This window comes from Lysinibacillus irui, from assembly GCF_028877475.1.
Classification (GTDB): Bacteria; Bacillota; Bacilli; order Bacillales_A; family Planococcaceae; genus Lysinibacillus; species Lysinibacillus irui.
Map to the genome: position 1 here is coordinate 3,752,469 of NZ_CP113527.1, position 14,405 is coordinate 3,766,873.

At 37.7% G+C, this 14,405-nt stretch carries 13 protein-coding genes; 2 read left to right on the forward strand and 11 right to left on the reverse strand.

From position 1 onward, the window contains the following. Positions 1-45: 45 nt before the first annotated feature. Together OU989_RS18965 and OU989_RS18970 are read left to right on the forward strand one after the other, a co-directional pair. On the forward strand, positions 46-1,335 hold the full coding sequence (locus tag OU989_RS18965) for a glutamate-1-semialdehyde 2,1-aminomutase (RefSeq protein ID WP_274794489.1): 1,290 nt from the start codon (positions 46-48) through the stop codon (positions 1,333-1,335). 134 nt (positions 1,336-1,469) lie between these two features. Continuing rightward, positions 1,470-2,558 (forward strand): FUSC family protein, encoded by a 1,089-nt coding sequence (locus OU989_RS18970; RefSeq protein WP_274794490.1) that lies wholly within the window; start codon positions 1,470-1,472, stop codon positions 2,556-2,558. Positions 2,559-2,696: 138 nt separating this feature from the next. Here the strand turns inward: OU989_RS18970 and OU989_RS18975 are convergent, their stop codons facing one another. The 11 genes from OU989_RS18975 to OU989_RS19025 form a co-directional block, all read right to left on the reverse strand. Next, complete coding sequence (locus OU989_RS18975) at positions 2,697-3,731, reverse strand: toxic anion resistance protein (protein ID WP_274794491.1); 1,035 nt, start codon at positions 3,729-3,731, stop codon at positions 2,697-2,699. A gap of 22 nt (positions 3,732-3,753) precedes the next feature. After that, positions 3,754-5,385 carry a YceG family protein gene (locus OU989_RS18980; protein WP_274794492.1) on the reverse strand — a complete coding sequence of 544 codons (1,632 nt, stop codon included), beginning with the start codon at positions 5,383-5,385 and terminating at the stop codon, positions 3,754-3,756. 98 nt (positions 5,386-5,483) lie between these two features. Beyond that, on the reverse strand, positions 5,484-6,296 hold the full coding sequence (locus tag OU989_RS18985) for an HAD family hydrolase (protein WP_274794493.1): 813 nt from the start codon (positions 6,294-6,296) through the stop codon (positions 5,484-5,486). A gap of 11 nt (positions 6,297-6,307) precedes the next feature. Beyond that, entirely contained in the window at positions 6,308-7,408 is a 1,101-nt protein-coding gene (locus OU989_RS18990) for a cysteine protease StiP family protein (protein WP_274797381.1), read from the reverse strand. A gap of 11 nt (positions 7,409-7,419) precedes the next feature. Beyond that, a complete protein-coding gene (locus OU989_RS18995) occupies positions 7,420-8,766 on the reverse strand; it encodes a phosphoribosyltransferase family protein (protein ID WP_274794494.1) in 1,347 nt (448 codons plus the stop codon). Beyond that, positions 8,747-9,940, reverse strand: coding sequence for an HpcH/HpaI aldolase/citrate lyase family protein (locus OU989_RS19000; protein ID WP_274794495.1), 1,194 nt, complete (start codon positions 9,938-9,940; stop codon positions 8,747-8,749). Before OU989_RS19000 ends, OU989_RS18995 begins: the two co-directional genes overlap by 20 nt. Positions 9,941-10,238: 298 nt before the next feature. Further along, positions 10,239-10,814 (reverse strand): TerD family protein, encoded by a 576-nt coding sequence (locus OU989_RS19005; RefSeq protein WP_274794496.1) that lies wholly within the window; start codon positions 10,812-10,814, stop codon positions 10,239-10,241. 33 nt (positions 10,815-10,847) lie between these two features. Continuing rightward, positions 10,848-11,429 carry a TerD family protein gene (locus tag OU989_RS19010; RefSeq protein WP_274794497.1) on the reverse strand — a complete coding sequence of 194 codons (582 nt, stop codon included), beginning with the start codon at positions 11,427-11,429 and terminating at the stop codon, positions 10,848-10,850. 29 nt (positions 11,430-11,458) lie between these two features. Further along, positions 11,459-12,076 carry a TerD family protein gene (locus OU989_RS19015; protein WP_274794498.1) on the reverse strand — a complete coding sequence of 206 codons (618 nt, stop codon included), beginning with the start codon at positions 12,074-12,076 and terminating at the stop codon, positions 11,459-11,461. Positions 12,077-12,359: 283 nt separating this feature from the next. Further along, positions 12,360-13,256: a nickel transporter permease gene (nikC, locus tag OU989_RS19020; protein WP_274794499.1), complete on the reverse strand. Its 897-nt coding sequence runs from the start codon at positions 13,254-13,256 to the stop codon at positions 12,360-12,362. Between the two features lie 12 nt (positions 13,257-13,268). Next, the gene (locus OU989_RS19025) at positions 13,269-14,273 is read right to left on the reverse strand and encodes an ABC transporter permease (RefSeq protein WP_274794500.1); all 1,005 of its coding nucleotides are present in this window, start codon (positions 14,271-14,273) and stop codon (positions 13,269-13,271) included. Positions 14,274-14,405: the final 132 nt, after the last annotated feature.

Consider the following 14,405-nt stretch of genomic DNA (forward strand, 5'->3'; position numbering starts at 1 on the left):
ATAGGTCTACAATAGATTACGTATAAAAAGTTAGGAGGCAATACAATGAATCACGCAAAATCTGAAGCAGTACACGCAGAGGCGTTACAGCACATCGTTGGTGGTGTAAACAGCCCTTCTCGTTCATATAAAGCAGTAGGTGGCGGTTCTCCTGTGGCAATGGCTCGAGGAAAAGGTGCTTATTTTTGGGATGTAGATGGCAACCGTTATATTGATTATCTAGCCGCTTATGGCCCTATCGTGACAGGACATGGTCACCCACATATTGCTAAGGCAATTACACATGCAGCAGAAAACGGAACACTTTTCGGAACCCCAACTGAATATGAGGTTACATTCGCTAAAATGCTTAAAGAAGCTATTCCTTCTATGGATAAAGTACGATTTAACAACTCTGGTACAGAGGCAGTTATGACAACCATTCGTGTTGCTCGTGCCTATACTGGTCGTACAAAAATCATGAAATTTGCAGGCTGCTACCATGGTCACTTCGATTTAGTATTAGTAGCTGCTGGCTCTGGTCCTGCAACATTAGGAACTCCTGACTCTGCAGGTGTGACGACTTCTACAGCAGAGGAGGTTATTACAGTACCGTTTAATAACCCAGAAGCTTTTACTGAGGCAATGAATAAATGGGGCGACCAAATTGCGGCTATCTTAATCGAACCTATCGTAGGGAACTTTGGAATTGTAGAACCAAACCCAGGCTTCCTTGAATTGGTCCATGCTACCGCAAAAGAAAAAGGAGCATTGACGATATACGACGAGGTTATCACTGCTTTCCGCTTCCACTATGGTGGAGCTCAAAATTTACTTGGCCTCACACCTGATCTGACTGCACTTGGTAAAGTTATTGGTGGTGGTTTACCAATCGGTGCTTATGGTGGTCGTAAAGAAATTATGGATACAGTTGCACCACTTGGCCCAGCTTACCAAGCAGGGACAATGGCTGGGAATCCTGCCTCAATGCAAGCTGGGATTGCCTGCCTAGAAGTGCTACAAACACCAGGTATTTACGATGAGATGGATCGACTAGGTGGTATTTTAGAAAATGGTATTTTAACGGCGGCTAAAAAACACGGTGTAACTATTACATTAAATCGTCTTAAAGGAGCACTAACTATTTACTTTACAGATGTGAAAGTAGAAAATTATGAGCAAGCTGAAAACTCTGACGGTGAAATCTTTGGGCGCTTCTTTAAATTAATGCTAGAACAAGGTATTAATTTAGCGCCATCTAAATATGAGGCTTGGTTCCTAACAACTGAGCATACAGAAGCAGACATTCTTGAAACCATTAAAGCTGTAGATTATGCTTTTTCTCAATTGTCATAATGTGTCAATAAAAAGGCGACTTACGAGTTAAGTCGCCTTTTTCTTATTCATGCATGCAAATCTATGTATTTTATGTGCACTTCCTTCTATAATGTAAAGAAACTAAAAAAATATTAGACAGAAAGGACATCTTTATGAAATTAGGTGCCCGTGTATTTAAAACTGGTGTTGCTATCGTTTTTGCCCTGTTTATTGCAGAGTTATTAAAACTACCTTCACCTGTTTTTGCTGGAATTGCAGCCATTTTTGCGATTCAGCCTTCTATTTATCGTTCTTATCAAACCATTGTAGAGCAAGTACAAGCAAATATTATAGGAGCGACAATTGCTGTCATTTTCGGCTTACTTTTTGGCCATCATGTTGTAGCCATTGGTATAGCTGTCATAATTGCTATTGGTTTAATGTTAAAGTTTAAACTTGAAAAATCACTTTCGCTGGCATTGGTGTCAGTCGTAGCTATTATGGAGTTTCAAGGCGATGACTTTTTAACGTTTGGTTTAATACGCTTTGTGACAATCTTGGTTGGGGTGTTGGCAGCATTTGTTGTAAACCTATTTTTCCTACCACCAAAATACGAGGTAAAACTATTCCGCAAAATCTATATTTTACAGGATGATATTATTCGTTGGACACGACTTGCTGTACGTCAGGCTTCTGAACATACCTCTACAAAGGCAGCATTAAGTAAATTTAAAAGTCGTATGTTACGAGTGGATACATTGTACGATTTATATAAGGAAGAACGAAATTACTTAAAAAATAAAAAGTATGTGAAAGCACGTAAACTAGTGGTCTATCGTCAAATGATTTTAACTTCCAAAAAAAGTTTAGAACTGCTTCAGCGGTTGCATAACCATGAAAATGAACTAGCTCAGCTACCTACACAATTTCACTTAATGATTCAAGAGCGACTTGATTCCTTGCTAACTTACCATGAGCAATTACTCTTAAAATATACAGGGAAACTTAAGCCTGAGCATTCAGAGTGGAGCAAAAGCATTGACTATGTCCAACGCAATGAGCTAATGGAAATTTTCATCAAGCAAATTAACTTTGCTCGCGAAGAGGGCGATACAGAATTTTCTAGCTATCATTTACTTTATATTTTATCGCGCATATTAGATTATGAAGAAAATCTAGAGCATCTAGACACGCTTATCGTGTCTTACCAAAGCTACCATGGACATGAAATTAATGTAGAATTTGAAGAAGAGTTCATCTAGTTAGCATTTTAGGGTGGTAGATTATTTTATTCAGCGGGTTTTGAACACCCGCTGAATACCTCGCCCCCTAGAAAAAGAAATCTGTTGTATTTACATACAAAAAATCCCCCAAGTAGTAATCTACTTAGAGGAAGTGAATTAATGCCGCAATGTTAACAGTTGTTGCTCTGCTTGCTGACGCTTAATGGTTTGCTCATCACGTAAATGCTGATAATTTGCAATACCTGAAACAATAATATCCCACATTTCTTCTAGGCTCTGCGTTGTGCTAGATTGTTGAGCCATAGCAGTACTTAATTGAACCGCTTCCTTGCTGGCTCCCCCAAATTGCTTCATACGGTCTTCAAAGGCAGATGCTGATTGACTTTGTAATTGTTGACGTCTTTCATTAACTGCATTCATCAAACCCATTTTAAAAACAGGAATGGTTTTAACAAAAGCCCCATTAATTTGTTCAATCAACTCACTGTTACCATTTCGCAGCATGTCAATTTGAGGGGCAGTTAAAATGGCCACCATACGCGACTTTTCCAACTCGTCTATTTTCTGCTGGAGTAACTCGGCAATAGCTTGCAAACGATTCAGCTCCATTTTTGCTACCTGATTGCCTGCCTCTCCCTGTTTTTCATACATAGGGATTAATGTTGTTTGTACTTCATGTAATTTCATATCTGTTGCTACGATATATTTTTCCAGCTCTAGATAGTACGTTAAATCTTCATTATATAATCGTGCAAGTATTCGATTATCCTTAGCTAATTCTTCTTCAATAAGCACAAATTGATAATGAATTTTCTCAATATCTCTACCAAGTACATTGTATTTTTCAAATAGATCGTCATCATTTTTAGGTTTACGTGCAAAGAGCTTTTTAAAAAACCCTCTTTGCTCAGCAAAATCTTTTTTGTCAAATGACAACATTAAAGTTTCAAGCTGCTTAAATAATGTATTTGATTCAAAAGAGGCAGAGCGGGTAACGATATCTAATAGTTGATCAGAGAACTTTGCTAATTTTGTCGCTGGTTCTTTTCCCAATGCCATTAGCTCTATCTGGTTTTTTATATTGATTTGATTGGCAATTTGCTGTATCTCTACATGTTCTCTTAATTGTTCTTTAACGGCTGCTGCTGTTTCAGGTGTTAGCTGTTCCAGCGATAACGAGATATTTGACATTTGTGCTGCCTCCTTCCTACCATCAGAAAAAACGATTAAAGAGCTTTTTGATGATTTTGTCGGGTGCCTTTTTTTGCTGCTTAGGTTCCTCATAGTGCAAGTCAAACAGCATATGTTCTAAACGATGTACATCGTAAGTATCCTCTTGCAAATGCTTTTCTAAGTCTAACTGTCCTGTTGGATTATATAAGATAATATCCATTCCAAAGCGATTTAAAAATGCTAATAATGCAATATCTTCACGCGATAATGCTGGCTGTTGAGGCGCCTGGAATAACACGATTTTGGGTACCTCTTGTGAATAATCAAAGCCTTGCAGTAACCGTAAGATATCTTGAGGAATCATCGATAGTTGTTTAAATATAAATAACTGTAAATCATATAACGTTTCATTTGGCTGTTGTTTTAACATTGGTTGTTCACATGACGTTTTTATTGTGTGGGCAATTGCATGCTGTAGCTCGAATGTTAATTCACCATATTGCCACCAATCGCTTTGCATAATGCGCTCTACAGATAGTTCACCATTCACGAGACAATGCTTATAGTGAAAATGAAAATTGGCCCTGCTCGTAGTTGTAAAAGGGAAGTCCTGTACAAAAACAGTTTGTGGACTTGATAGTAACTGATGCATATAATGCCAATACTCTTCTCGTTTACTCGAAACCCCACTTATTTTTGCAAAGATGACTGGAATGACTACCTCGTTGCCAATTACCTCAAATTGTGGTCGAACCAATGCTTTTTCTTTAGCATAAATAAAAATATCATCATATGTCATCCGTAATGTTAATGACCGTGGCATAAAATCCTTAAACTGCCAAGGCTTATAAACACCTGATTGCTGATCATGCATTAATTGCTCGAAATGTTGACTAGAACGATAACCTACAGTTGCCTGGCGATCACGGAGCTTGTCAGGAAATGGCTGTAAAGTTGTTTGGTTGGGATATGAGTATGTGATGGAAAACGACTCTGTAGGATCAATTTCAGCGAACTCATCTATTTTAGCTGGATGAAAAATTAATACATCACATCCAAGCTCCATTAAAAGTAATAAAAAATAACGTTGGCTAACCGTTGTGTCCCCATACCAAACAACTTTTGGAAAATCATCTGTTGGATTCATTGTTTTTGTCCATTGAATCCAATGATTTTTTAACCATTTCACCATATCAATTAAAAAACGGCGAAATTCATTTGATAGCAGACCTAGTGATTGTTGTTCTTGAAAGAGCTCCACAACTTTAATAGTTGCTAGCTGTAAATGTCGATTCATTACGCTATCATCATGTTTGGGAATTAACTGATGGCCATACATCATCGCCACTAAACGGTTAATTGATAGCCCTTTTGGCGTTTGTTGATGCTGCGATAAAATGGTTTGTATAGCCTGAAAATCCTTTTGCTCAATATGCTTATTTAATTCTTCACTTAAAATATGGATCTGAGGGTTTTGTGACAATGTAAATAATGAATTAAAATAATCATCTTCTTCGATTGGTACGCCTAATACACGAACCGCAATCCTGCTAAAACTCACTTGCTGTGCTGTTTCCTCATAAAATGCACGATCCCTTGGTGAATCTTGAAACGCCTGTAGCCAATCATCAGGGTGACGCTCCAACACTGATTTAATTGTGATTGTTTGCATACAAACGCACCTCCTCAAAATCATCCTCAGCATATGCTGAGGATTTCAATTGTCATAGGACGACTCTACCTTATGACTACAAAAAATATTTGAATAACCTATACAACGGTTTGGTGTGAAGCTATTTGCAAGACCATTTCTAGCAAGTCCTTTGTAAATGCTTCACCGTTGTGAGCCGAGTAAGTTGTATTTTGTAGAATTTTTGGCTGTTTATCCTTTAAATCTCCGTGGTTCGGTGTAAAAGCTACATCAGCCATTGCCAGCATTCCATAATCCATAATAGAGTCACCCGCTGCTATATGCACATCGTATGTACAGAATTCTTTTATATATTCGATAGCCGCTTCCTTTGTCAGTACCTTTGGCATAAAATACAGTTTTTTACCTTGTAGAAGAACATACCAACCATGAGCATCAAACTCTTGAATTATAGCTTGTAATTCATCGTGGGGTAAAACTTCAATATCCACATGATGGACGTAAAAAAGATCATCTATATACAAAGTACGTTGTAGCCATGTTTCAGATTGAATGGTATAAAAATGCTTTAACATATCCTCACGAGGAATAGAGGAATCCTCGATACGTCTGCTTAAGATTTTCGTCCATTTTTCATATGGCTGACCCTTTTCTAATATTGTACCCCCATTGCTTGCAATTGCAAAAGTAGGACACAAATCATTAATAAAATGGATTCTCTTATATTGATGTAACGCCCTAGTCGTAACAGGTACAAAGAGTGTTTGTTGATGTACCTGATGTAATAGTGTTGCGGTTGCCTGCGTCATCATACTCATTGCTTCCTCAGCTTTGTGTTCAACTACCAATGTCTCTGTAGCAGGTGGAAACAGTTTCATCATATGTTTAGAATAAATAAGTGTTCTATCTAAATCCGATGTAAATAGTATCATCTTAATCTCCTCTATATTTCTTTTATTAAACCACAACATGCATAGGACATATTAGAATATTCTTCTATTACTATATGTTTTTCTTGGGCAAGAAATAAAATATGTTGCAGTTCATCCATGTACCGCGGATTAATTAAAATTTTCCAAGGTAAACGTCGCAGCAAAACTCTTGTCGTCTCACCAACACCCGGTTTGATAAAATGAATATTATCAATACAAAAATCTCGTTGAATATTTTGCACAGACTTCATGCCCTCCCAAGTAATTGGAGATTCGTCCTGCTTTTGTAATTGTTGCATAATTGTACTCTGCACCTGTTCAAAGCATGTGACAATACGTTCTATGTACAGATTGGAGACGTCTAGATCCTCTAATTCTTTATAGTATTTAGCACCATGAAAGTCGTTCGCATCCATAAATTGTCGATTTAAAACCGTTCTACTCACCAATCCCGATACAGTCGAATTTAAACAAGCAGATGGTATTAAAAAGTCTTCTCGAGTACCATAAATGGCTGCACAATGCCCAGGATCGGCCAATACAGCTAAATTGGCATTCAATTGCCCTTGGTATTGCGCATTAAATTTTTGACAGGATTGAATTAATTCATTGGTAATTGCCCCTTTACCAGTCCAACCATCGATAAATTGAAGACAGCCGAGAGGATGCTGTGTCAAAATGAAACGAATGGCTGTTTCATCAAAACCGCGACCGCGCAAAATAGAGATGGAGTAATGCGGAACATTCACCCTATAACGCATAGATATATAGCGTTTGATTAAAATGCCGATAGGTGTACCTGCTCGGGCTAAACTAACAAGAATTAAATTGTCTAACCCCCTACTTTCGATTATTTGCTCTGCCACTACGCCAACAGCAATTGCAATTCTTTCTGCATAAGCGTCTAACGTTTTATAAAAAAGATTCATATACGTATCGGATGGTTGCTTCTCTATTGGTAGCATTTCTGAATAATGTGTGCCTGATTGAATAAGCTGCTCACGTTTCTCATTATCCATTTCAAGAAATACATTTCCTATATCACGCAATAAAAAAGTAACGTCCTCTGGAGCATAGCTGCCCATTTTATCTGGCTGTAAAGTCGATATCATCATTCAACCTCCTATTCATGCATACAAATCACATATATTGTAGCGCTACTAACTTCTTGTAGTGCCTTTACCATACGGGCAACTACCTCTTTACTTGCTATACGTTCCACCACAACAAAAAGTTCCGTGTAGGACTGACTTTCAACATTATATAAATAATTTTGAACCCCATTATTTTCTGGACTCTCAAAGGCAATTTTTTCTGTAATCACATACCCAACATCATCCGAGCAATAAATTGGACTGCGCGTGGTTGATTGAAAATATACATCGTTCCCTAAGTAAGAGGCAATTTGCATAGGAACATACATAAACTCACCTGTTCCAATGACAAGTGCTGGTCCATCTGTACGTAGCCCTTTTAATTGCTGGGCGATTACTTGTAGCATTTCCTTTTGTTGAACATGTTGTTTTGAAGTAAGCATAAATCTTCCTGTTGCTACTAAATAAGGTTGTTTGTTTACTAAACCGTTCTCTGCAACTGATTGGAAAGTTTTGCGATCAGCAGACACTTGAATTGGCCACAATGTCATATCCTGTGCACTCTGTGTTTGTACGCTTGGCTGTATGCTTGTTAAGCTGGGAGTCCCTGAACAACTAAAATGTCCACACATGATTGCGATGAACTCAATAGAAATATCCCACTGATCCTCTAAATTTTTAAAGAGCATTTGCTGCTGCTCGGAACGCCAATCTAAAATAGATAACACAGCATATTGCCTAACTAACGGAAATTTCTTTCTTAACGTTTGAATAATGTTAATGACCGTATTACCAGTAGTAATCTCATCATCAATTAACACGATGCGTTTAGCTTGCAGTAAAGCTTCAGGATCTTCCGTATAAATTCTATGGCTTGTCGCATGTGAGTGTTCTTCCTCAAATGTAATAAATGGCTCTAAATCAGGAAGAACTTCACGTGTTGTGTGGATGTACATAGCGTTTGAATGGAACGCATTAAATACTGCATGTCCTAGGGCAGTAGCCGTCTCAGCAAATCCTATAAACAATGTTTCTTGTGCTAACTCTATGCTGCCCTCAACGGAATTTTGAACCTCATCGAACCTATTCCCATCTTTTAAAGCTTTTACAACGGCATCCGAAGTCATTGCTTTATCTCCAGTAAGATTCTCATGATACATCAAGGCTAAAAGAGCTCCAGTCAGTAAAGGGACTTGTGGGCGTACAGCTAAATGTTTACCTAGAACGGTGCTTACAAACAAAAATTGCCTTTTCTTATTAATACGGGCTGCCATTTTAAATAAATCAGTTAGTTCAAATTGGTGCGGATTGGAGGTAATTTCAATATCGATTGAATAATCCGGTAAAATACTTAATTTACTCATTTGTTGTTGCATAAATACTACCACCTATATCAGAGTTTAATAAGAGTGAGGCAAAATCAACGGATTCATGATATACGCCATAGACATGTGCCTGTTTTACTATTCGCTGTGCCCATCTCATATGTGGTTTGATTTCATTCATTTTATTAGCATGATGGCTTTTCATCACACCTTTACGGCCATCATTATTTTCTATAATACTTAGCGCATCTAGATATTCTTCAAAGGAAATCGCATATAATGCATGCACGACTCGAATATGACTAGGATGAATAATCGTTTTACCCACAATGCCATTTTGTTTGTCCATGAGAACTTCTTTCATTAATCCATCTAAACAATCGTCTAATAATGCTTTCCTCGTATCAAGTGCACCCTTCTCGCTAAATGGTGTTTCTCTTAATGCAGGCTTTAATACACGCTGATTACTAAAATACTCCCACACTGGCCCAGATATAACAAAGCCATCTTCCTCGCGACCAAGGATATTAACAATATCTGCAATACAATCTCGAATTACACTAATATCATAAATAGTAGAGTCCATACGGCGGCGAATACCGTAAATACCACAGAAATCAGTTGCACCAATACGTACATTTAATACACGGTTTCTGTATTGATGTAGAACTTCTTTAATGCCTAATAATGCTTCCATGCGAGATTCCTTATAGAGGACCTCATGACTCTCTAAAATCGGCATACCATATAAAACTAAATCATTCTCTAAAATTGTTTGTTCTAGAATTTCAAAATAACAGGCGCCTTTTGCTGCTGTAAATTTCGGGAAAACATAGCCAGTTAGGATTTCTTGCTTTTTTCCTAAAGCAGTCGTTAAATAACGAAATTGTTCAACATGACGTACACGAATAAAAAGCAATGGAAGATCTTCAAGTAGCAGTTGTTTTTGTTGGTAGAGCTCGTATAACTCGCTCATATCCTCAATCAACTTTGCTTCACAATCTACTAATTCTATATCCCCTACGGCATCCTCCAGATCAATAACGAGTGATGTGAGTTCTTTATATTTTTGTGATTGAATCAAACTCACAATTGTAGGCATGGAAGCAGGCATATATAAAGTAGCGCCTAGGGCATATGACAAAATATCTGGCGATTCCCATTTTGTAAAAGGCTGTGGCTTCTTATAAAAAATAGTCTCTGCTTCTGTTGCAAAGTGTTGCATCGTATCCTCTCCCCAATAACTATGCCTTTTGTGAAAAAAGCACTGTATCAGCCTGTTCCATACAGACCAATACAGTGCCTTGTTTACACTGCTGTTTTCTTATTCATCTTGTGTGCAACAAATGTCAATAAGAATGCAGCAATTAATAAAGAAAAATTTCATTTGAAAGATGGTACCAAATATAGTAGCAATTTTCAGTGCAATACGATAAGGCTTCAAGATACAGAATCTGTAAAACTGGTCACCTCACAGTTCTTCACATCACCCAAGACCCTTCAGCGTATACCTACCCTACTCTTTACTGTAGGCCATATGCGTTGATTAATGCTGCTAGTCCACCTTGATAGCCTGAGCCTACTGCAGCAAATTTCCACTCACCGTTATGACGGTACAGCTCACAAAAAACTACAGCCGTTTCAATACTAAAATCTTCGCCTAAATCATAACGTAATACCTCAGATCCAGTCTCTTCATTCGTCAAACGAACATAGGCATTTAAGACTTGTCCAAAGTTTTGATGGCGCCCCTCTGCATCATAAATGGTAACCGTCACCACAATCTTTTCAATTTGAGGAGACACTTGCTTTAGGTTCACAAGGATTTTCTCATCATCCCCATCACCTTCACCTGTCCGGTTATCACCAGTATGAACAACAGATTGGTCTGCACTTGCTAAATTATTGTAAAAGATAAAGTCCTGCTCATTACGACACTTGCCTGATGCATCTAATAAAAATACAGATGCATCAAGGTCAAAGTCTTGCCCACCATCGAATTGCTTAACGTCCCAGCCCAAGCCAATTCCGATGCTGTTTAAACCAGGATCTTGCTTTGTTAAATCAATTCGTTGCCCTTTACTTAATTGAATAGCCATTCAAAATCTCCCTTTCTGTCCAAAGATGAAATTTTAGTTTACGCTCAAGCCATAGTCATTACATAAAGCAGCTAGGCCACCCTGATAGCCAGCACCAATTGCGTTAAATTTCCATTCACCGTTATGACGATATAATTCACCGACTACAATAGCTGTTTCAATACTGAAATCCTCACCTAAATCATAGCGAATAATTTCTTCATTGGATGCAGCATTTATAATACGAATATAGGCATTCGATACCATTCCAAAGTTTTGACTGCGAGATTCCGCATCATGAATAGTTACCGTGAATGCTAGACGTTGAACATGAGCAGGAACTTGAGTTAATGCGACTTTCACCACTTCATCGTCACCTTCACCGACACCTGTTAAATTATCACCTGAATGCTCTACTGAACCGTTTCCACCAATTGTATTGTTGTAAAAAATAAAGTCATTTTGATCTGCTACTTTCCCTGTATCAGCAAGTAAAAATACAGATGAGTCTAAATCAAAATCATGACCACCATCATATTTATTTGTATCCCAGCCTAATCCTACCACAACATTTGTTAATCCTGGATTTGTTTTTGTTAAATCTACCTTTTGACCTTTTTGTAGTGAAATGCCCATATTTTTATTCCTCCTATTTAGTCATTTATTTATTGATATCTTCGAACAACGTCGCCAAGTTTCAAATCATTTGTTCCCGTACCAACTGCAGCAAATTTCCATTCATTATTATGGCGGTAAATCTCCCCACAGACTAACGTCGTTAAATTCGAATAATTATCAGTTAAATTATAACGAATTAGCTCACTTCCTGTCCTGTCATCATACACACGAATATATGCATTTTGAATCATACCAAAGTGTTGGTTACGCCCTGCTGCATCGTAAATGTTTACAACAAACACAAGCTTGTTATATTGAGTTGGCACAGACGATAGCTCAATTGTAATTACCTCATCATCCCCATCGCCGTCACCTGTTAAATTATCACCTGAATGTTGAACAGAGCCGCATTTACTTGTTAATTTTCCAAAATAAACAACATCGTCTCCCGCAATAACCTTATCATCTTGCAGCATTAATACAGATGCATCACAGTCAACGCTTCGTCCACTACCGCTATTTCTACTAGAAAATAAACCGCCTAAAAAGCCGCCGCTTTTCTCTTGCCCTACAGGGTCCCAGCCTAAGCCTACTTTAATTTTATTTAAACCAGCATTTCCTTTTGTTAAATCAACACGTTGCCCTTTTTGTAAATTAATCCCCAATTTTAACACCCTCCTAAAATATGTATTTCAACTGAAAGATTATATGGTAAGCAATAATCTACTATGATAAAAATTTTCTACTTTTTAAGTCTAAATTAACATGACAAAAAATTCAATTAATGGCTCCAGAAAGATAATTTCACTTATTTTTGAAAAGCAGTTTGGTCCACTACTATAATTTAGAACGTTTTTGCTGTAAAAGAGTTCCTATTTACCCCTTTGTTCATGTTTGCCAAGTAGCTGAAAAAAAACCTTCTAACTTGTAGAAGGTGTAATGTATTAACTAGCTTTTCATTTTTGGATCAAGTGCATCTCGTAGTCCATCACCCATTAGGTTAAAGCCTAGAACTGTTAGCATAATAGCTAAACCAGGGAAAATCATTGTCCAAGGAGCATTTAATAAATACTTCCGCGCATCGGCTAGCATTTTTCCCCATTCTGGTGCTGGAGCTTGAGCCCCTAGTCCAAGGAAACCTAACGCTGCCGCTTCAATAATAGCTGTCGCAATAGCAAGCGTTCCTTGTACAATAATAGGTGTCATAGAGTTCGGCAAAATATGTGAAAATAATATTCTTGAATCCCGCATGCCAATTGCTTTTGCTGATACGATATACTCCTCTTCCTTGACACTCAACACTTTTGAGCGTATTAAACGACCAAAATTAGGTATGTTAATAATTGCAATAGCAATTAATGCATTTTGTAAGGATGGTCCAAGCACTGACACGACAGCAATCGCTAATAGCATACTAGGGAAAGCTAGCATAATATCAAAAATACGTGAAATAACTGTATCAATCCATTTTCCATAATAACCTGCAATAATTCCAAGCAAACTACCAACAATTACGGATAAAACTACTGAAAAAAAACCTACCCATAACGAAATTCGTGCACCATGAATGATTCTAGAGAAAATATCCCGCCCAAAATCATCCGTACCAAACCAATGTTCACTTGATGGTGCCAATAAACGTTTTGATAAATCTTGTTCATTTATCCCCTGTGGCGCCACATATGGGCCTAAAATAGCAAGTAAAATAAAAAATAGTACAATTCCTGCACCTACTAAAGACACTTTGCTCTTTTTAAAGCTTCGCCAGCCTTCAAGCCATGGGCCTACTGCCTTTTCTTGAACAGGTGCTGCTTCTTTTTTTATGTCAATTGCTCCAGTCATCATTGCAACTCCCTTCTATTTGTATTTAATACGTGGATCAATCACTGTATACAACAAGTCCACGATTAAGTTAATCATGATGAAAATAAATGCAACGATTAGGATACCTGATTGAATGACCGGATAATCCCTGAAGCCAATCGCATCATAAATATAACGACCAATGCCTGGCCAACTAAAAATCGTCTCTGTTAAAATGGCACCGCCTAACAGTAATCCTGTTTGTAAACCGATTACCGTTAATACAGGAATAACAGCATTTTTTAATGCATGCTTATAAACCACAATAAACATTTTTTGTCCTTTAGCTCGTGCGGTGCGTACATAATCTGAACGCATCACTTCAAGCATGGATGCCCTTGTGATTCTTGCAATAATAGCCATCGGAATCGTCGCAAGCGCAACACCTGGTAATATTAATCTCTTTAAAACTTCAATGAATTGATCGAAGCGTCCTTGCATGAGCGTATCTAGTAAATAGAAATGGGTTATGGCGGTTACAGGATTACGAACATCATCTCGACCTGAAGTAGGCAACCAGCCAAGCTGACTACTAAATGTCCACTGCTCCATTAAACCTAGCCAAAATACGGGTACAGATACACCAACTAGTGCCACAACCATAGCAATGTAATCGAACCAAGAATTTTGGAACCAGGCAGAAATAATGCCAGCATTAACACCTATAACAATAGCAATAATCATAGCAAAAAATGCAAGCTCAGCCGTTGCTGCTAGATACGGAAATACTTCCTCTGATACAGGTAATTTTGTACGTAAAGACACCCCTAAATCTCCCTGAAAAATACCTGCTAAATAACTAAAATATTGTGTATACCAAGGCTTATCTAATCCTAAACTTGCGTTTAATGCCTCGACCGCCTCTTTTGTTGCCTGTTGTCCTAAAATAACTTGTGCTGGATTTCCAGGTATTGCACGTATCAACATAAAGACGATAAAAGTCATTCCAAGCAAAACTGGGATTAGTTGAAGTAATCGTCTCCCCATATAGTGAAGCATTTTCATCACCTCTCTATGATTTTCATAATCTACTTTGAAGTCTATATACTGTTGAAAGGTTAAGCTTTCACCAAACGGCTTTAATGTTTAGATGAGATCTTTCATACAGAGTAAAGGATTGGATTTCCTTTA